Raw genomic sequence first — 19104 nt, 5'->3', positions numbered from 1 at the left:
CACCGGGTTGTACGGAAAACCGCTGATTCTACCGTTCAAACCAGCAAATTTACAGGGGCGCGACAGCTTGTGACGACAAGGCGACGTTTGGCAGGAGCGTTATGCAGCCCTCAGGACGTGTGCGCTGCACTGACCGCAGAGGCTACAGGTACCGGACGCTCATCGGGCGCAACACGCTCCAGATGCACGTTCACGCGGCGGTTGCGCGCACGATTGGCCTCATTGGTGTTGGGCACCAGCGGGTAGCGTTCGCCGTGAAAACGCAGGGTGATTTGCTGCTCGGGGATACCCTGAGCCTTGAAGTAGTCCATGACCGCCAGCGCACGGCGGCGGGAAAGGTCACGGTTGGTGAGTCGATTGCCACTGTTATCCGAATGGCCGTCAAGCTCGATACGGTTAACCGTCGGGTCGGCCTTCAGATAGGCCACCATGTTGTCCAGACGCGCCTTGGCACGGGCATCCAGCTCAATACCGCCACCGGGAAATCCTACTTCAGCCTGTTTGACCTGATCGAAGTTCATCGGCAGAAGTTTGGCTGTGCACGCCTGGTAATCGCTGAACGCCTTGCTGAACTTGACCGGCAGCAGGCGCACTTCCATCTGGCCACCGTCACGGGTGTAGTGACGGATAAGCGGGCTGCGACCGTCCATCAGACCACTGATCAGGCGCCCGGCCTGTACTTGGGAAGTATTGAAGGGTATGTCGCCATTGCTGACGCGCACCGAACCCAGATTGATATCACCGCGCCCCGGCTGCCACGGTGCTGCGGCGGCCAGCAGCGTTGCGGAACCGTTGCCCAGCATGTTGTATGAAGCCTTGAGGCGAAACGTCGCCTGCTCACCGGCACGGCGCACGAACTCACCGGCACCGAAGTCGGTGATCGGCTGAGTCAGGCGGCATTCGAACTGATCGCCTTCGACCTTCCACTCGATGCTCTCCAGACGTGTCTGGAAACTGATAGCCATCGCCGGGAGGCTGGCAAACATGCTGAGCAGGGCTAAATATCGCTGGCGCACGGGAGGCTCCACTGAAAATAAACGCGAAACAAAAAATGACTGACTGACAAGGGGGCTATCGGTAACTTCGTGCAAAACTTGATAGCGGATGCCTGAGAGAGTCTTTTCCGGTAGCATTCCCAGCGAGTTTGACCCGCCTGGAATCCCCAATGTCTGACCGCCTGACCCTCCTGCGTCCCGACGACTGGCACATTCACCTCCGTGACGGAGCTGTCTTGCCTCATACCGTTGCTGACGTAGCGCGAACTTTTGGCCGCGCAATCATCATGCCCAACCTCGTGCCTCCGGTGCGCAACGCGCAGCAAGCCGATGCCTATCGTCAGCGCATTCTGGCTGCACGCCCGGCCGGTAGCCGCTTCGAGCCGTTGATGGTGCTGTACCTCACCGACCAGACCACGCCTGAAGACATCCGTACCGCGAAAGCCAGTGGCTTCGTGCACGCCGCCAAGCTGTATCCGGCCGGTGCAACCACCAACTCCGATTCCGGTGTCACCAGCATCGACAAGATCTTCCCTGCCCTCGAAGCCATGGCTGAAGTCGGCATGCTCCTGCTGGTACACGGGGAAGTGACGCGCGGCGAGATCGACGTATTCGATCGCGAAAAGGTCTTCATCGATGAGCACCTGCGTCGTGTAGTCGAACGCTTCCCGACGCTAAAAGTGGTGTTTGAACACATCACCACCGGTGAAGCGGTGCAGTTCGTCAATGAAGCATCAGCCAATGTCGCGGCCACCATCACCGCGCATCACCTGCTGTACAACCGTAATCACATGCTGGTTGGCGGCATTCGCCCGCACTTCTATTGCCTGCCCATTCTCAAGCGCAATACGCATCAGGCCTCCCTGCTCGACGCCGCCACCAGTGGCAGCGGCAAGTTCTTCCTGGGTACCGACTCGGCACCGCACGCCCAACACGCCAAGGAAAACGCTTGCGGTTGCGCCGGTTGCTACACCGCCTACGCGGCCATCGAATTGTATGCAGAAGCTTTCGAGCAGCGTAACGCTCTGGACAAACTGGAAGGCTTCGCCAGCCTTCACGGTCCGGCGTTCTATGGCCTGCCCGCCAATCAGGACACCATCACGCTGGTGCGTGACGAGTGGACCGCCCCTGCCAGCCTGCCGTTTGGCGAGTTGACCGTTATCCCGCTGCGCGCTGGTGAAAAACTGCGCTGGCGTCTGGAGGAACACGCGTGAGTGAAGATCATTTTGACGACGAACACGAAGGCCACGGCGGTGGCGGCGGTTCTCGTCACCCGATGGCAGCACGCTTTCGCGGCTACCTGCCCGTGGTCGTCGACGTAGAAACCGGCGGTTTCAACTCAGCCACCGACGCACTGCTGGAAATTGCTGCCGTGACCATCGGCATGGATGAAAGAGGCTTCGTGTTCCCGGAACACACCTATTTCTTCCGCGTAGAGCCGTTCGAAGGTGCCAACATCGAAGCCGCTGCGCTGGAGTTTACCGGTATCAAGCTGGATCACCCGTTGCGCATGGCGGTCAGCGAAGAAACCGCAATGAACGACATCTTCCGCGGCGTGCGCAAGGCTCTCAAGGCCAATGGCTGCAAACGCGCCGTGCTGGTCGGCCACAACGCCAGCTTCGACCTCGGCTTCGTCAATGCCGCTGTCGCGCGAATGGACATGAAGCGCAACCCGTTTCACCCGTTCTCAAGCTTCGACACCGCTACCCTCGCAGGCCTGGCCTACGGTCAGACCGTGCTGGCCAAGGCCTGCCAGGCTGCCGGAATCGACTTCGACGGCCGCGAGGCCCACTCGGCTCGCTACGACACCGAGAAGACTGCAGAGCTGTTCTGCGGCATCGTCAACCGCTGGAAGGAAATGGGCGGCTGGGAAGACTTCGACGACTAAGGTCGGCACGCCAGTGAACGGACCGGCTTCGCGCCGGTTTTTTCATGCCTGTCTGGAACGGGATATCTGGATACGCTGACTCTGAAAACAACCACTCATCGTTGTACCTGAATCGAACCCAAAACAGTTTTGACAAGCATTCTCATTAACATTAAGCTCCTCGGCACCAAGCAATAAACCAGCGACGGTCAATAGCTTATGTATGTTTGTCTTTGCCAAGGTGTCACAGACGGTCAAATCCGGGATGCAATTCTGGAAGGCTGCTGCAGTTATCGTGAAGTCCGTGAAACGCTGGGTGTTGCGAGTAAATGCGGAAAATGCGCCTGCCTTGCGAAGGAAGTGGTGCGTGACACGCTGACAGAACTGCAAACCACTCAGGCATCGCTGGCCTATCCAGCAGAATTTTCAGCCGCCTGAATACCCCTCTTTTAAAGAACCGGGCACCCTGCCCGGTTTTTTTATGCCTGTAATTCAAGCGCTTAGCGTCAAGATGCGGAACTCAAACATTCTTATTCCTATTTAAATTCACTTATTATTCAACAACTTAGGTTTGACAGGCGTTTAAGCGCGGCTCACACTCGGCGCTTATATACACAAGCCACCGGCAGGACCTCGAACATGAAAGGCGACATTACAGTCATCCAGCATCTCAACAAGATCCTCGGAAACGAGCTGGTCGCCATCAATCAGTATTTCCTGCATGCGCGCATGTATGAAGACTGGGGTCTGAAAAAGCTCGGCGGCCATGAGTACAAAGAATCCATCCATGCGATGAAGTATGCCGACAAGCTGATCAAGCGCACGCTGTTCCTTGAAGGGCTGCCAAACCTGCAGGATCTGGGCAAGATCCTGATTGGCGAGCACACCAAGGAAATGCTGGAGTGCGACCTGAAGATCGAGCAAAAAGGTCTGGCCGATCTGAAAGCCGCGATCGCTCACTTTGAGACAGTTGGTGACTTCGGCAGCCGTGAGCTGCTGGAAGACATCCTCGAGCCCAAGGAAGAGCAAATCGACTGGCTCGAGACCCAGCTGGGTCTGATCGTCAAGGTCGGTATCGAGAACTACCTGCAGTCGCAGATGGGCGACTGATTTACCGGTTGCGTTGCAATGAAAAAGCCCGCCTCAATCGAGAGCGGGCTTTTTCTTGTGCGTAAAACCAATGCTTGAGCGCAGGGCACGATAATCTCGACGATCGTGCCCACGCTGCAGCGCAACGCTTTACTCGGCTTTGGCGGCCGATGCTTCCTTGACCAGAGTTTGCAGCGAACCATCAGCCATCATTTCGGTGATGATGTCGCTACCGCCGACCAGTTCGCCAGCCACCCACAATTGCGGGAAAGTCGGCCAGTTGGCGTACTTTGGCAGGTTGGCGCGAATTTTAGGGTTTTGCAGAATGTCGACGTAGGCAAATTTTTCGCCACACGCCATCAATGCCTGGGAAGCCTTGGCCGAAAAGCCGCATTGAGGGGCATTCGGAGCGCCTTTCATGTAAAGCAGAATGGTGTTGTTGGCAATCTGCTCTTTGATCGTTTCGATGATATCCATGGAGCACCTCGGCTGAAATATCCGACTCAGTTGTCGGCACGGTGGCGCATTGTAACGAAATCCCGAGCATGACGCTCTGTCTTGAGCCTTAACAGGCAGCCACCTGTACCGGCACACCGTTCAACGCCGCATTGCCGGAGAGTACGTCGAGTTGCCGTTCGTCGGTCAGGTCATTGGCGCTCACCCCTGGCTGACTCCGGGCAATATCCATTTTCACCCCCGCACGCGAATGCCCCCAGCCATGCGGCAGGCTGACCACTCCGGGCATCATGTCCAGACTGCCCAACACCTGCACCTCGATCGTCCCGACCCGGGAGCTGACCCGAACCTGCTGGCCATCGCTCAAACCACGACAGGCAAGATCGTCAGGGTGCATCAGCAATTGATGCCGGGGCTTGCCTTTTACCAGCCTGTGATAGTTGTGCATCCACGAATTATTGCTGCGCACGTGCCGACGACCAATCAGCAACAATGCTCCGGAATCGGGAGCGGGATCGGCAGCGAAGCGCGTCAGGTCGGCCATGATGACCTCTGGGGCCGCCTGAATCCGCCCATTGGCGGTTTTCAGGCGCTCGGTGAGGTTAGGCTTCAACGCGCCCAGATCAAGCCCATGCAGGTGACTGGCCAGCGTTTCCAGTGACAGTTTGTGCGGCGATGCATCGCCATAGAAGCCTGCGCGCAACCCGCGATCAATCATCTGCGCGGGTGGCAGGGTCGGTTTGAGTTCACGCTGCGCCTGGGCTGCAAATGATCTGGCCAGACCGACAAAGATCTCCCAGTCATGCAGCGCATCTTCGGGCTTGTCGAAAATGGCCTGATTGAAGCGAGTGACGTTGCGCACTGCGAGGGTATTGAAGGTGGTGTCGTAGTGATCGTTTTCCAACGCTGAGGTGGACGGCAGGATCAAGTCGGCGTGGCGGGTAGTTTCGTTGATGTACAGATCAATGCTGAGCATGAACTCCAGACCTTCGAGCGCCTGTTCCAACTGACGGCCATTGGGGGTGGACAGAACCGGGTTACCCGCGACAGTCACCAGCGCGCGAACCTGCCCTTCCCCGTCCACGAGCATTTCCTCGGCGAGCGCTGAAACCGGCAACTCGCCGCCGTACTCAGGCAGGCCGGACACCCGGCTTTGCCATAGATTGAAATGGCCGCCCGAAGTCGAACTGACGAGGTCAACTGCGGGCTCCGTACACAGCGTTCCGCCCACGCGATCCAGGTTGCCGGTCACCAGATTGATCAGTTGCGCCAACCAGTGACACAGCGTGCCGAAGGCCTGGGTCGACACCCCATTCGGCCATAACAGACCGCCTTGTCGGCTGCAGCAAAATCCCGCGCCAGTTGCCGGATCTGCTCGGCAGCAATGCCGCAGCGTGGGCTCATGGCCTGCGCAGTGAAACCTGCAATGGCGTATCGCACCTGATCCAGGCCATCGATAGGCAAGTGACTCTCGCGAGTCAGGCCTTCTTCAAACAGAGTATTGAGCAGCCCGAACAGCAGCGCTGCATCACCGCCCGGACGCACGAACAGGTGCTGGTCGGCGATGGCCGCCGTCTCACTGCGGCGCGGGTCGATGACCACGAGTTTACCGCCGCGCTGCTGGATGGCTTTCAGACGCTTCTCAACATCCGGCACGGTCATGATGCTGCCGTTGGACGCCAATGGGTTGCCACCCAGGATCAGCATGAAGTCGGTGTGATCGATATCCGGAATCGGCAACAGCATGCCGTGGCCATACATCAGAAAACTGGTGAGGTGATGCGGCAACTGGTCAACCGAGGTCGCCGAGAAGCGATTACGAGTCTTGAGCAGCCCGAGAAAGTAATTGCTGTGGGTCATCAGCCCATAGTTGTGCACACTGGGGTTACCCTGATAAACCGCTACCGTGTTCTGCCCATGGCGCTGTTGAATGGCGTAAAGCCGCTCTGCCACCATATCGAACGCGGCCTGCCAGGCAATCGGCCGCCATTGATCACCACTGCGCAGCATCGGCTGACGCAAGCGGTCGGGGTCGTTCTGGATGTCTTGCAGGGCAACAGCCTTGGGGCAGATGTGGCCACGGCTGAAAGTGTCCAGCGGGTCACCCTTGATCGAGGTGATGCGCGGGGCAGAATCCGGCTCGGTAACGGTCTCGATGGCAAGACCGCAAATGGCCTCGCACAGGTGGCAGGCGCGGTAGTGTTCAGTCCGGGTCATCACAGCCTCAGATCTTGTCGTGGCAATCCGGTTGATTGCCTGACAAGCACTATGGCCGCTACCAATACCCCGCGCCACTGACGTTTGTCATGTGAATCGGGGAGCATCAGGCGCGCCGATGAGTAGACCGTATCAGCCGCCGATAGGCGTGACGACCTTGCGCTGCAGCTGGATTTCAGTGACGGTTTCGACCTGCTCCTGAGCCAGGTGAACACCGGTCAGGTCACCGATCAGGCGCCAATGCTCGTCGAGCCCTGAGCTGATGGTCGCCATGCGATCAATCATGCGCCGCCCCGCATTACGCGTGACTTCGTCCTCGCTGCGCAGCAACTCAAAGGACATCGAGGTCATTGAGGCGGTCAGATGGGTAAGCGTGCGGGCGGTCAGCCCGAGTAACTCCGTTAGTTGACGCTCTTTTGAGTCCATTCCCCACCCCTCGATCAGTAATGTATCGGCAACGATTTATAACCTACGCCCGGCATTAAAGAAACGGTCCTTGTTTCCAGCCCGTGAAGCGGGTCGCATTCAGCGCACCCGCGCAAACCCGGACTGTTGCAGGATTGGTACTAATTGCCAAGCGCTATTTGAGCAGTGTACAAATGCTGCCTTCGGAAAAAGCAGAGATGGCTATTGGCCTCATCAGCTTAGCCAGTTTTTAACTCGTCAACAAAGAATAACAGTGCCCCCTGAAAGGGAGCGCCAGTGACATAGGTGTTTCAGAAAACAGCATGCTATTGGTAAGACGCGACATTTTTTTATACTATCGCGCCTTTCTTATTCGTCGCCTCGTGCGGCTTCCGCCGCAGGTCTCGCCCGTTTTCCCGATAAAAACCGGCTTTGATAACCTGCGGTCTGTTGCAAAAAAGGTAGTTAATCATGAACGCCAGGCACTTTCTCTCGATGATGGATTACACCCCAGATGAACTCCTGGGCTTGATCCGTCGTGGCGTAGAGCTCAAAGACCTGCGAAATCGCGGTGAGCTTTTTGAACCGCTGAAGAACCGGGTATTGGGGATGATTTTCGAGAAATCCTCGACACGTACCCGTCTTTCTTTTGAAGCAGGGATGATTCAGTTGGGTGGCCAGGCCATCTTTTTGTCCCATCGCGACACCCAATTGGGCCGTGGCGAGCCAATTGCCGACAGCGCAAAAGTGATGTCACGCATGCTCGATGCGGTAATGATCCGTACCTACGCGCACAGTAATCTGACCGAATTCGCCGCCAATTCCCGCGTTCCGGTTATCAATGGTCTGTCGGATGACCTGCACCCATGCCAGTTGCTGGCCGACATGCAAACCTTTCTGGAGCATCGCGGCTCGATCAAAGGCAAGACCGTCGCCTGGATCGGCGATGGCAACAACATGTGCAATAGCTATATAGAAGCGGCCATTCAGTTCGACTTCCAGTTGCGCGTGGCCTGCCCTGCCGGTTACGAGCCGAACCCCGAGTTCCTGGCGCTGGCAGGTGAGCGAGTGACCATTGTTCGCGACCCGAAAGCAGCAGTCGCCGGTGCACACCTGGTCAGCACCGACGTGTGGACCTCCATGGGTCAGGAAGAGGAAACCGCTCGGCGCATGGCGTTGTTCGCACCGTTTCAGGTAACGCGCGCCTTGCTCGACCTGGCCGACAAGGACGTACTGTTCATGCACTGTCTGCCTGCCCACCGTGGCGAAGAAATCAGTGTAGATCTGCTGGATGATTCGCGTTCGGTCGCATGGGATCAGGCAGAGAATCGCCTGCACGCACAGAAAGCGTTGCTGGAGTTTCTCGTCGCGCCGTCTCACCAGCGCGCATGAGCCATTTGCTGCTGAACCTGCGCAATCTGGCGTGCGGCTATCAGAATCAGCGCGTGGTGCAGGAGTTGAATCTGCACCTTAACGCGGGCGATATCGGCTGCCTGCTGGGATCATCGGGCTGCGGCAAGACCACCACACTGCGTGCGATTGCCGGTTTCGAGCCGATACATGCAGGGGAGATAACCCTGGCGGGCGAAGTCATTTCCCGTCCGGGCTGGACTCTGGCACCGGAGAAGCGTCGCATCGGCATGGTGTTTCAGGATTACGCGCTGTTCCCGCACCTGAGCGTCGCCGAGAACATCGCATTCGGCATTCGCAACCACCCGCGGCTGGATCAGGTAGTCGCCGAGTTGCTTGAACTGGTCAACCTCGGCGCCCTGGGCAAACGCTACCCTCACGAGTTGTCCGGTGGGCAGCAGCAACGAGTGGCCCTGGCCAGGGCGCTGGCACCGGAGCCACAACTGTTGTTGCTCGATGAACCCTTCTCCAACCTGGATGGCGAGTTGCGTAGACGTCTGAGCCATGAGGTGCGCGATATTCTCAAGGCGCGTGGCACCAGTGCCATTCTGGTGACCCATGATCAGGAAGAGGCTTTTGCGGTCAGCGATCATGTCGGCGTATTCAAGGAGGGTCGCCTGGAGCAGTGGGATACGCCTTACAACCTGTATCACGAACCTCGCACACCCTTTGTTGCCAGCTTCATTGGACAGGGGTATTTCATTCGCGGGCAGATGATAGACCCCGAATCGGTGCGCACCGAACTGGGTGTTCTGCGTGGCAACCGGGCATATCCGGGCGTCAGCGGCAGCGCCGTGGATGTCTTGCTGCGACCTGACGATATCGTCTACGCGCCGCAAAGCGACCTGAAAGCGCGGGTAATCGGTCGAACATTTCAGGGCGCATCGACGCTGTATCGCCTGCAGCTGTCTACCGGCAGCCAACTTGAAGCCATTTTCCCCAGTCATGCCGATCACAGCCAGGGCGAGGAAGTCGGTATTCGGGTGGCAGCTGACCATCTGGTGCTGTTTGCAGCGCCAGGCAGCGTCGCGGCGCATACGGTCAATCACTGAGCCCCAGCTTATTCCCTGCCAATCGGTGCGAACCGAGCCTGCGTATGCTCGGCCAGCACGGCTGCCGAAAGCTCAACCTCCAGCCCCCTCCTCCCGGCGCTGACGTAAATACTCTCAAAACCCTGCGCTGTGCCGTCAATGAACGTACGCAGGCGCTTCTTCTGGCCCAGTGGGCTGATGCCACCCAACAGGTAGCCCGTTGAGCGCTGCGCCGCCGCGGGGTCAGCCATTTCGGTTTTTTTCGCCCCGGCGGCCTGTGCCAGAGCCTTCAGATCAAGCGTTCCGACGACCGGCACTACGGCGACCAGTAACTCGCCCTTTTCGGTACTGGCCAACAATGTCTTGAAAACCCGCGCGGGCTCCAGCCCCAGCTTTTCCGCTGCTTCCAGCCCATATGACGCTGCTTTGGGATCGTGTTCGTAACTGTGGATACGATGTTCGGCGCGAAGTTTTTTCAGTAAATCCAGTGCAGGGGTCATGCAACGCTCCTTAGGCTTCCGACTGCCTGCCACTTTAAGCCAAGTAAAGTGAACATGCCTTGATTCACGCCACCTGCAACACTGATGGCTTTTTGGTAACAGCCATAAAATCCCGGTATAAAGCGGCTGTGCGGGCTCGTATCCACTCCATGACCGTTCGGTTCCGACCTTTGACAGCGTTGTTTCTTGTCTATATTTTTTCGTTTACGAATATTATCGAAAGCGGTTTTTCGGTATAACTCGCACCAGCGATCAGAAATGGGGTTTTTCTGATACGCACGAATAACGAGCACCCACGCCTGTCTCAGGGTGCCGAGACAAAAACAAAAATGAGGTATCCATGACCATCGCACTAAAACAACCGACACTCACCGGGCAATGTGTAGCTGAATTTCTTGGCACAGCCCTGATGATTTTTTTCGGCACAGGATGCGTTGCTGCGCTCAAGGTCGCGGGAGCCACTTTCGGCTTGTGGGAAATCTGCATCATCTGGGGCATGGCCGTCAGCATGGGGATCTACCTCAGCGCCGGTATTTCAGGTGCCCACCTCAACCCGGCCGTCAGCATCGCGCTGAGTCTGTTTGCCGGTTTCGAAAAACGCAAATTGCCTTTTTATATCTCGGCGCAAATCGCAGGCGCGTTCTGCGGAGCTGGCTTGGTATACCTGTTGTACATCAGTCTTTTTTTCGACTTCGAACATGCGCACCACATCATTCGCGGCAGCGAACAGAGCCTTGAACTGGCGTCGGTGTTCTCGACCTATCCAAACCCTGCCATTTCCGTGGGGCAGGCATTTCTGGTCGAAGTGGTCATCACCACTATTCTGATGGGCGTCATCATGGCTCTGGGTGATGACAGCAACGGTTTGCCGCGCGGCCCGCTGGCACCCTTGCTGATAGGCCTGCTGGTGGCCGTGATCGGCAGCTCGATGGGCCCGCTGACCGGTTTTGCCATGAACCCGGCGCGCGACTTCGGTCCAAAGCTGATGACGTTCTTCGCTGGCTGGGGTGAAATAGCCTTCACCGGTGGTCGTGACATTCCTTATTTCCTGGTTCCGATTTTTGCGTCCATCCTGGGTGCCTGCCTTGGTGCTGCTGGCTATCGCGCGCTGATTGCGCGTCATCTGCCGAGCGCCGATCCTGTTGAAAACGAAAAAAATGCTCCAGTGGTTCGCGGCAAAGTTCAGGCTTCATCTTGAATTTCACTCAATTTGAATCTCACCCAACTGAATCCCACCCAACAATGCAAGGCAATCGACATGACTGACACACAGAACAAGAACTACATCATTGCTCTTGACCAGGGCACCACCAGCTCGCGCGCCATTATTTTCGACCGCGATGCCAACGTGGTGAGCACTGCCCAAAGCGAATTCGTACAGCACTATCCGCAGGCAGGCTGGGTAGAGCATGACCCGATGGAAATCTTCGCCACTCAGACTGCGTGCATGACCAAGGCGCTGGCGCAGGCTGATCTGCACCATAACCAGATCGCCGCCATCGGTATCACCAACCAGCGTGAAACCACGGTCATCTGGGAGCGCGACACCGGCCGCCCGATCTACAACGCAATCGTCTGGCAGTGCCGCCGCAGCACCGAGATCTGCCAGCAGCTCAAGCGCGACGGTCTTGAGGAGTACATCAAGGACACCACAGGTCTGGTGATTGACCCGTACTTCTCCGGCTCCAAGGTCAAGTGGATTCTGGACAACGTCGAAGGCAGCCGCGAGCGCGCCCGCAAAGGCGAGCTGATGTTCGGCACCATCGATACCTGGCTGATCTGGAAATTCACCGGCGGCAAGGTTCACGTCACCGACTACACCAACGCCTCGCGGACCATGCTGTTCAACATCCATACGCTGGAATGGGATCAGCGCATGCTCGATGTGCTGGATATCCCGCGTGAGATCCTGCCAGAAGTCAAAGGCTCCTCCGAGGTCTACGGCCACAGTAAGAGCGGCATCCCGATTGCCGGTATCGCAGGCGACCAACAGGCGGCGCTGTTCGGCCAAATGTGTGTCGAACCCGGCCAGGCCAAGAACACCTACGGCACCGGCTGCTTCCTGCTGATGAACACCGGCAAGAAAGCGGTGAAATCGGCGCATGGCATGCTGACTACCATTGGCTGCGGGCCTCGCGGTGAAGTGGCTTACGCACTGGAAGGTGCCGTGTTCAACGGTGGCTCGACCGTGCAGTGGCTGCGCGACGAACTCAAACTCATCAACGACGCGCTGGACACCGAATACTTTGCCAGCAAGGTAAAGGACAGCAACGGCGTGTATCTGGTGCCCGCGTTCACCGGTCTGGGTGCGCCCTACTGGGACCCGTATGCACGAGGCGCACTGTTCGGCCTGACCCGTGGCGTGAAGGTTGATCACATCATCCGTGCAGCGCTGGAATCCATCGCTTATCAGACCCGCGACGTACTTGATGCGATGCAGCAGGACTCCGGCGAACGCCTCAAGTCACTGCGTGTAGATGGCGGTGCGGTAGCCAACAACTTCCTGATGCAGTTCCAGGCGGACATTCTCGGCACCCACGTCGAACGCCCGCAAATGCGTGAAACAACAGCCTTGGGCGCCGCGTTCCTGGCCGGTCTGGCGATCGGGTTCTGGAGCAGCCTGGACGAGTTGCGCAACAAGGCGGTGATCGAGCGCGTGTTCGAACCTTCCTGCGAAGAGGCCCACCGCGAGAAACTCTACGCGGGCTGGCAAAAAGCTGTCGCGCGCACCCGTGACTGGGAACCGCACGAAAACGAAGAGTGATACCCGCTGTTGTGCGGAGGGGACAGGATTCCGGCTGACAGGTCACACTTGCCTGCGGCATGATGGGCGCCATTTGCAGAGGGCGCTCAAGGAAAAACAATGAACCTGCCTCCCCGCCAACAACAGATCCTCGAACTGGTCCGTGACCGTGGTTACGTCAGCATTGAGGAAATGGCGACGCTGTTCGTCGTGACCCCACAAACCATCCGCCGTGATATCAATCAACTGGCGGAAATGAATCTGCTGCGTCGCTACCACGGCGGCGCGGCCTATGACTCCAGCATCGAAAACACCGCCTACGCCATGCGTGCGGATCAGATGCGCGACGAAAAACAACGGATCGCCGAGGCCATCGCCTCGCAGATCCCGGACAACGCCTCGTTGTTCATCAATATCGGCACCACCACCGAATCCATCGCACGCGCCCTGCTCAACCACAACAACCTGAAAATCATCACCAATAACCTGCATGTGGCATCGATCCTCAGTACCAAGGATGATTTCGAGGTCCTGATAGCTGGCGGCAATGTGCGTCGTGACGGCGGCGTCGTGGGCCAGGGAAGTATCGACTTCATTACCCAGTTCAAGGTGGACTTCGCGCTGGTCGGCATCAGCGGTATTGATGAAGACGGCAGCCTGCTGGATTTCGATTATCAGGAAGTACGGGTTTCCCAGGCGATCATCGCCAACGCACGCAAAGTGCTGCTGGCGGCTGACTCCAGCAAGTTCGGGCGTAATGCGATGGTCCGCTTGGGGCCAATCACCCTCATCGACTGCCTGGTAACCGACCAGCCCCCTGTGCCCGCGCTGCAGCAGTTGCTGAATCAGCACAAAATTCGTCTGGAAGTAGTGTGATTGTCAGGAACGAGTGGTTTCCGCGATTACACATGCCGTTCTGGACACTCTGCGCCCTATCCTGAATATGAGGCACGGCGCAGATGTGTAACGCAGAGCGCCGAATATCGTGCGACGCTCCGCGTCGCATGCCTTTCTGGACGCTCTGCGTCCTCGTGCGGCCAGAGCGTCGCGATCTGCATTCCCGCTGGAGCCTGAGACACGAGAGGTGTCTAGGCTGGCACGTGCAGAACGAAAAGCATCAGAAAATACGATCATCCCGCGCATAACATCCCGCCCTACAATGTTCATTTTTGTTCTTTTCCTGACTCCACCATCAGTATTTTCAATCGATACGTGCTGGCAAGGGCAATTTTATTGAGCTATTATTTTCGAAAGTGAACATTAATGTTCAGATTCGCCTTTCGAGCTTTGCTCACGAATTGTCCAGGAGGCCACCAATGCCCCACACTACCGTGCCAACCCAACCCCTCTCCGAGGTTTACGACATCGCCGTTATTGGCGGTGGCATCAATGGTGTCGGTATTGCGGCGGATGCCTCCGGTCGCGGCCTGTCGGTTTTTCTTTGCGAGAAGGACGACCTGGCCAGCCACACGTCCTCGGCCAGCAGCAAGCTGATTCATGGCGGCCTGCGCTATCTTGAGCACTACGAATTCCGTCTGGTCCGCGAGGCGCTCGCAGAGCGCGAAGTGCTGCTTGCCAAAGCGCCGCACATCGTCAAACCCATGCGTTTTGTCTTGCCTCACCGCCCGCACCTGCGTCCAGCGTGGATGATTCGTGCCGGCATGTTCCTGTATGACAACCTCGGCAAGCGCGAAAAGCTGCCCGCTTCGAAAACCATTCGTTTTGGTGCGGACAGCCCGCTCAACTCGAGCATCACCCGTGGCTTCGAATACTCCGATTGCTGGGTCGACGACGCTCGTCTGGTGGTGCTCAACGCCATGGCCGCGCGTGAAAACGGCGCGCACATTCATACTCAGACTCGCTGTGTCAGCGCCCGCCGTATCAAGGGCATGTGGCACCTGCATCTTGAGCGCAGCGACGGCAGCCTGTTCTCGATCCACGCCAAGGCATTGGTCAATGCGGCAGGCCCGTGGGTGGCCAAGTTCATCCGTGAAGACCTCAAGCTCGATTCGGCTTACGGCATCCGCCTGATTCAAGGCAGCCACCTGATCGTGCCGAAACTGTACGAGGGTGAGCACGCGTTCATTCTGCAGAACGAAGACAAGCGCATCGTGTTCACGATTCCGTACCTGGAGCACTTCACCATCGTCGGCACCACCGACCGTGAGTATCAGGGCGATCCGAACAAGGTGGACATCACCGAAGGCGAGATGGATTACGTGCTGAAAGTGGCCAACGACCACTTCAAGAAACAGTTGAGTCGCGCAGACGTGCTCCACACATTCTCTGGCGTGCGCCCGCTGTGCAACGACGAGTCCGATAATCCGTCTGCCATTACCCGTGATTACACGCTTTCGTTGTCAGGCGGCGCGGACGAGGCGCCAATTCTGTCGGTGTTCGGCGGCAAGCTGACCACCTACCGCAAACTGGCCGAATCGGCGATGACGCAATTGGCACCGTTCTTCAAGCAGATGAAACCGAGCTGGACGGCCAAGGCAGCACTGCCAGGCGGCGAAGACATGACCACGCCAGAAGCCCTGGCAGCAGAAATGACTCGCCGCTTCAGTTGGCTGCCCGCGCCTATCGCCAAACGCTGGGCGATTACCTACGGCAGCCGCAGCTGGCGTTTGCTGGAAGGCGCGCAGGGTCTGGAAGACCTCGGCCAGCATCTGGGTGCAGGTCTGTACACCCGAGAGGTCGATTACCTGTGCGACCAGGAATGGGCTACCAGCATCGAAGACATCCTGTGGCGCCGTACCAAGCTTGGCTTGTTCACCACGCCTGAAGAACAGGCCGCTGTGCGCAGCTATCTGGAAACCGTTGTGCGCAACAAGGCCGCTATCGAGGCTGCCTGATAGCTCGCATACCACCTGTTCGCCCATCGCGCGGCGAACAGGTTTGTTCCTCTGCACCGCCCTCCCCTGAATACCCGGTTGCATTCGGTTTTCCGAACATTTCGCTCTGCCTGATTCGGCTTCCCGGACGCTTCGATTCCGGGCGTCGCGTTCAATCACGAATAAAATCTTTTAAATTCATAGCCTTGATTGATTCAAGCTGCTTGGCACGATTCATGCTATACACTCTGAACCGAGCGTTTCGACAGGGCGTGTGTCTGGATCAGGACGCCGTTGAAGCATTCGCCAAGAAGCGGGCTGCCTCCCATTGCGGCCCCATCAATAAAAATGAAATCAAGGATTCATCAATGCGCATCGTTCCCCACCTGTTGGGCGTAACAATCACTGTCGCTCTGATCAGCACCCCGGTTTTCGCCGCCGAACTTACCGGCACCCTGAAGAAAATCAAGGAATCCGGCACCATCACGCTGGGCCACCGTGACGCGTCCATTCCGTTTTCCTACATCGCAGACGCTTCTGGCGTACCGATGGGCTACTCGCATGACATCCAGCTGAAAATCGTCGAAGCCATCAAGAAAGACCTCGACATACCTGACCCCAAGGTCAAGTACAACCTGGTAACGTCTCAGACCCGTATTCCGCTGGTTCAGAACGGCACCGTCGACGTTGAATGTGGTTCGACCACCAACAATGTCGAGCGTCAGCAGCAGGTCGACTTCTCCATCGGCATCTTCGAAGTCGGCACGCGCCTGCTGTCGAAAAAAGACTCCAGCTACAAGGACTTCGATGACCTGAAAGGCAAGAACGTAGTGACCACCGCGGGCACAACGTCCGAGCGCATCCTCAAGGCGATGAACGCCGACAAGCAGATGGGCATGAACGTGATCTCGGCCAAGGACCACGGCGAATCCTTCCAGATGCTTGAGTCTGGCCGTGCGGTCGCATTCATGATGGACGACGCGCTGCTGGCCGGCGAGATGGCCAAGGCCAAGAAGCCGGATGACTGGGCAGTGACCGGTACTGCGCAATCCTACGAAATCTACGGCTGCATGGTCCGCAAGGGCGATGCCCCGTTCAAGAAGGCAGTGGATGACGCCATTATTGCCACCTACAAGTCTGGCGATATCAACGCCATCTACAGCAAGTGGTTCATGTCCCCCGTCCCGCCTAAAGGGCTGAATCTGAATTTCCCGATGAGCGACAAGCTCAAGGAACTGATTCAGAACCCGACCGACAAGGCCGCAGAAGACAAGAAAGCCTGAGCAACCGGTTCAGCCAGCCTGAACTGATCGCATCCCGAGCAGGCAAAACCTGTTCGGGACCGGCTCCTCACTCTCGAAGTCCGACAGTGCGTACATCTCGATATAAATAGAAAAATAGGGGGAGACCCTGATGAATTACAACTGGGACTGGGGCGTGTTCTTCAAGTCCACCGGCGTCGGCAGCGAGACCTATCTGGACTGGTTCATATCCGGCCTGGGCTGGACCATCGCCATTGCTGTCGTTGCCTGGATCATTGCCCTGATACTGGGTTCGGTACTGGGCGTCATGCGCACCGTACCAAGCCGTCTGGTATCGGGTATTGCCACGGTATACGTGGAAATTTTCCGTAATGTGCCACTGCTGGTACAGCTGTTCATCTGGTACTTTCTGGTGCCCGACCTGCTGCCGGAAAACCTGCAGGAGTGGTACAAGCAGGACCTCAACCCGACTACCTCCGCGTTCCTGAGCGTGGTGGTCTGCCTGGGTCTGTTTACCGCTGCACGGGTCTGCGAACAGGTGCGTACCGGCATTGAAGCACTGCCAAAGGGCCAGGAATCGGCCGCGCGTGCAATGGGCTTCAAGCTGCCGCAGATCTACTGGAACGTGCTGTTGCCACAGGCTTACCGGCTCATCATTCCGCCGCTCACTTCCGAATTCCTGAACGTGTTCAAGAACTCGTCGGTAGCATCGCTGATCGGCCTCATGGAGCTGCTCGCGCAGACCAAACAGACCGCCGAGTTTTCCGCCAACCTGTTTGAAGCCTTTACGCTCGCCACCCTCATCTACTTCACGCTGAACATGAGCCTGATGCTGCTGATGCGCATGATCGAGAAGAAAGTCGCTGTACCCGGACTCATCTCGCTGGGGGGCAAATAATGGACTTCACTGGAATCGTTCCGGCCATTCCCGGCCTGTGGAACGGCATGGTCATGACCCTCAAGCTGATGGCAATGGGTGTTGTCGGCGGCCTGGTGCTTGGCACTTTGCTGGCGTTGATGCGCCTGTCATCAAACAAGCTGCTGGCCAATGTGGCTGGCGCTTACGTGAACTACTTCCGTTCGATCCCGCTGCTGCTGGTGATCACCTGGTTCTACCTCGCAGTGCCATTCGTGTTGCGCTGGATTACCGGTGAAGACACGCCCATCGGGGCCTTCGCTTCCTGTGTCGTGGCCTTCATGATGTTCGAAGCCGCGTACTTTTGCGAAATCGTCCGTGCCGGCGTGCAGTCGATTTCCAAAGGACAGATGGGCGCAGCCCAGGCGCTGGGCATGAATTACTCGCAGATGATGCGACTGATCATCCTGCCCCAGGCGTTTCGCAAGATGACGCCGCTGTTGCTGCAACAGAGCATCATTCTGTTCCAGGACACCTCTCTGGTGTACACCGTGGGCCTTGTGGACTTTCTCAATGCATCGCGCTCCAGTGGCGACATTATCGGGCGCGCCAACGAGTTCCTGATCATTGCCGGTCTGGTGTATTTCACGATCAGCTTTGCCGCCTCGCTGCTGGTGAAGCGTCTGCAAAAAAGGTTTGCCGTATGATTTCCATCAAAAACGTCAACAAATGGTATGGCGACTTTCAGGTGCTGACCGATTGCAGCACCGAGGTCAGCAAAGGTGAAGTGGTTGTGGTGTGCGGGCCCTCCGGTTCCGGCAAGTCGACCCTGATCAAATGCGTGAATGCGCTGGAACCGTTTCAAAAAGGCGACATTGTCGTCGACGGCACATCGATTTCCGACTCGAAGACCAATCTGCCAAAACTGCGCTCGCGGGTCGGCATGGTGTTTCAGCACTTCGAACTGTTCCCGCACCTGAGCATTGTCGAAAACCTGACCATCGCGCAGATCAAGGTACTGGGTCGCAGCAAGGCCGAAGCGACCGAAAAAGGCCTGAAACTGCTGGACCGCGTCGGCCTGTCCGAGCATGCGCACAAGCATCCCGGGCAGCTTTCCGGTGGTCAGCAACAGCGTGTTGCCATCGCTCGCGCCCTGGCGATGGACCCGGTGGTCATGCTGTTTGACGAACCGACGTCTGCGCTGGACCCCGAAATGGTCAACGAAGTGCTCGACGTGATGGTGCAACTGGCGCACGAAGGCATGACCATGATGTGCGTGACCCACGAAATGGGCTTCGCTCGCAAGGTCGCCAATCGGGTGATTTTCATGGACAAGGGACAGATTGTCGAAGACTGCGAAAAAGAAGAGTTTTTCGGTGACGTCAGCGCACGTTCGGAACGCGCTCAGCAATTTCTCGCCAAGATTCTCCAGCACTAGG

The 19104-nt window shown here is 57.5% G+C and carries 18 protein-coding genes and 1 pseudogene; 14 read left to right on the top strand and 5 right to left on the bottom strand.

The window, feature by feature from the left end; genetic code table 11:
- Positions 1–110: 110 nt before the first annotated feature.
- Entirely contained in the window at positions 111–1016 is a 906-nt protein-coding gene (locus AC4ANK_RS07970) for a flagellar protein MotY (protein ID WP_002554847.1), read from the bottom strand.
- A 149-nt stretch (positions 1017–1165) separates the two neighbouring features.
- On the opposite strand from AC4ANK_RS07970, the gene pyrC reads away from it, so the two are divergent.
- From pyrC to bfr, 4 genes are all read left to right on the top strand, one after another.
- Positions 1166–2209 carry a dihydroorotase gene (pyrC, locus tag AC4ANK_RS07965; RefSeq protein ID WP_002554848.1) on the top strand — a complete coding sequence of 348 codons (1044 nt, stop codon included), beginning with the start codon at positions 1166–1168 and terminating at the stop codon, positions 2207–2209.
- Entirely contained in the window at positions 2206–2883 is a 678-nt protein-coding gene (rnt, locus tag AC4ANK_RS07960) for a ribonuclease T (protein WP_002554849.1), read from the top strand. The genes pyrC and rnt overlap by 4 nt, the downstream gene beginning before the upstream one ends.
- A gap of 198 nt (positions 2884–3081) precedes the next feature.
- Positions 3082–3300 (top strand): bacterioferritin-associated ferredoxin, encoded by a 219-nt coding sequence (locus AC4ANK_RS07955; RefSeq protein WP_002554850.1) that lies wholly within the window; start codon positions 3082–3084, stop codon positions 3298–3300.
- A 201-nt stretch (positions 3301–3501) separates the two neighbouring features.
- On the top strand, positions 3502–3972 hold the full coding sequence (bfr, locus tag AC4ANK_RS07950; RefSeq protein WP_002554851.1) for a bacterioferritin: 471 nt from the start codon (positions 3502–3504) through the stop codon (positions 3970–3972).
- Between the two features lie 129 nt (positions 3973–4101).
- Here bfr and grxD read toward each other — a convergent pair whose 3' ends face one another.
- The 3 genes and pseudogenes from grxD to AC4ANK_RS07935 all read right to left on the bottom strand — a co-directional run bounded on the left by grxD (position 4102) and on the right by AC4ANK_RS07935 (position 7050).
- The gene (gene grxD / locus AC4ANK_RS07945) at positions 4102–4428 is read right to left on the bottom strand and encodes a Grx4 family monothiol glutaredoxin (protein WP_460383211.1); all 327 of its coding nucleotides are present in this window, start codon (positions 4426–4428) and stop codon (positions 4102–4104) included.
- A gap of 88 nt (positions 4429–4516) precedes the next feature.
- Positions 4517–6624, bottom strand: a pseudogene (locus AC4ANK_RS07940) (molybdopterin oxidoreductase family protein).
- Between the two features lie 132 nt (positions 6625–6756).
- Positions 6757–7050 carry a hypothetical protein gene (locus AC4ANK_RS07935; protein ID WP_002554854.1) on the bottom strand — a complete coding sequence of 98 codons (294 nt, stop codon included), beginning with the start codon at positions 7048–7050 and terminating at the stop codon, positions 6757–6759.
- Positions 7051–7500: 450 nt separating this feature from the next.
- Between AC4ANK_RS07935 and argF the strand changes: the two genes are divergently transcribed.
- Positions 7501–8421, top strand: a complete 921-nt coding sequence (argF, locus tag AC4ANK_RS07930) for an ornithine carbamoyltransferase (protein ID WP_002554855.1) — start codon at positions 7501–7503, stop codon at positions 8419–8421.
- Entirely contained in the window at positions 8418–9491 is a 1074-nt protein-coding gene (locus AC4ANK_RS07925; RefSeq protein ID WP_002554856.1) for an ABC transporter ATP-binding protein, read from the top strand. Before argF ends, AC4ANK_RS07925 begins: the two co-directional genes overlap by 4 nt.
- Positions 9492–9499: 8 nt before the next feature.
- On the opposite strand, the gene ybaK is transcribed toward AC4ANK_RS07925, so the two are convergent.
- Positions 9500–9970, bottom strand: coding sequence for a Cys-tRNA(Pro) deacylase (gene ybaK / locus AC4ANK_RS07920; protein ID WP_002554857.1), 471 nt, complete (start codon positions 9968–9970; stop codon positions 9500–9502).
- A gap of 340 nt (positions 9971–10310) precedes the next feature.
- Between ybaK and AC4ANK_RS07915 the strand changes: the two genes are divergently transcribed.
- The 8 genes from AC4ANK_RS07915 (at position 10311) to AC4ANK_RS07880 (ending at position 19103) form a co-directional block, all read left to right on the top strand.
- Entirely contained in the window at positions 10311–11168 is an 858-nt protein-coding gene (locus AC4ANK_RS07915; protein WP_002554858.1) for an MIP/aquaporin family protein, read from the top strand.
- Positions 11169–11228: 60 nt separating this feature from the next.
- Positions 11229–12734: a glycerol kinase GlpK gene (glpK, locus tag AC4ANK_RS07910; protein ID WP_002554859.1), complete on the top strand. Its 1506-nt coding sequence runs from the start codon at positions 11229–11231 to the stop codon at positions 12732–12734.
- 99 nt (positions 12735–12833) lie between these two features.
- Positions 12834–13589 carry a DeoR/GlpR family transcriptional regulator gene (locus AC4ANK_RS07905; RefSeq protein WP_031596991.1) on the top strand — a complete coding sequence of 252 codons (756 nt, stop codon included), beginning with the start codon at positions 12834–12836 and terminating at the stop codon, positions 13587–13589.
- Positions 13590–14029: 440 nt separating this feature from the next.
- Complete coding sequence (gene glpD, locus AC4ANK_RS07900) at positions 14030–15568, top strand: glycerol-3-phosphate dehydrogenase (RefSeq protein ID WP_002554862.1); 1539 nt, start codon at positions 14030–14032, stop codon at positions 15566–15568.
- Positions 15569–15915: 347 nt separating this feature from the next.
- Positions 15916–16830, top strand: a complete 915-nt coding sequence (locus AC4ANK_RS07895) for a glutamate/aspartate ABC transporter substrate-binding protein (RefSeq protein WP_460383216.1) — start codon at positions 15916–15918, stop codon at positions 16828–16830.
- A 130-nt stretch (positions 16831–16960) separates the two neighbouring features.
- Complete coding sequence (locus AC4ANK_RS07890) at positions 16961–17707, top strand: amino acid ABC transporter permease (protein ID WP_002554864.1); 747 nt, start codon at positions 16961–16963, stop codon at positions 17705–17707.
- Positions 17704–18372 carry an amino acid ABC transporter permease gene (locus AC4ANK_RS07885; RefSeq protein WP_170947361.1) on the top strand — a complete coding sequence of 223 codons (669 nt, stop codon included), beginning with the start codon at positions 17704–17706 and terminating at the stop codon, positions 18370–18372. Before AC4ANK_RS07890 ends, AC4ANK_RS07885 begins: the two co-directional genes overlap by 4 nt.
- Complete coding sequence (locus AC4ANK_RS07880; RefSeq protein WP_002554866.1) at positions 18369–19103, top strand: amino acid ABC transporter ATP-binding protein; 735 nt, start codon at positions 18369–18371, stop codon at positions 19101–19103. Before AC4ANK_RS07885 ends, AC4ANK_RS07880 begins: the two co-directional genes overlap by 4 nt.
- Position 19104: the final 1 nt, after the last annotated feature.

This window comes from Pseudomonas sp. Pmew2, from assembly GCF_058129885.1.
The sequence above is the reverse complement of the archived record's forward strand: the minus strand, read 5'-3'. Positions and strand labels throughout refer to the sequence as shown.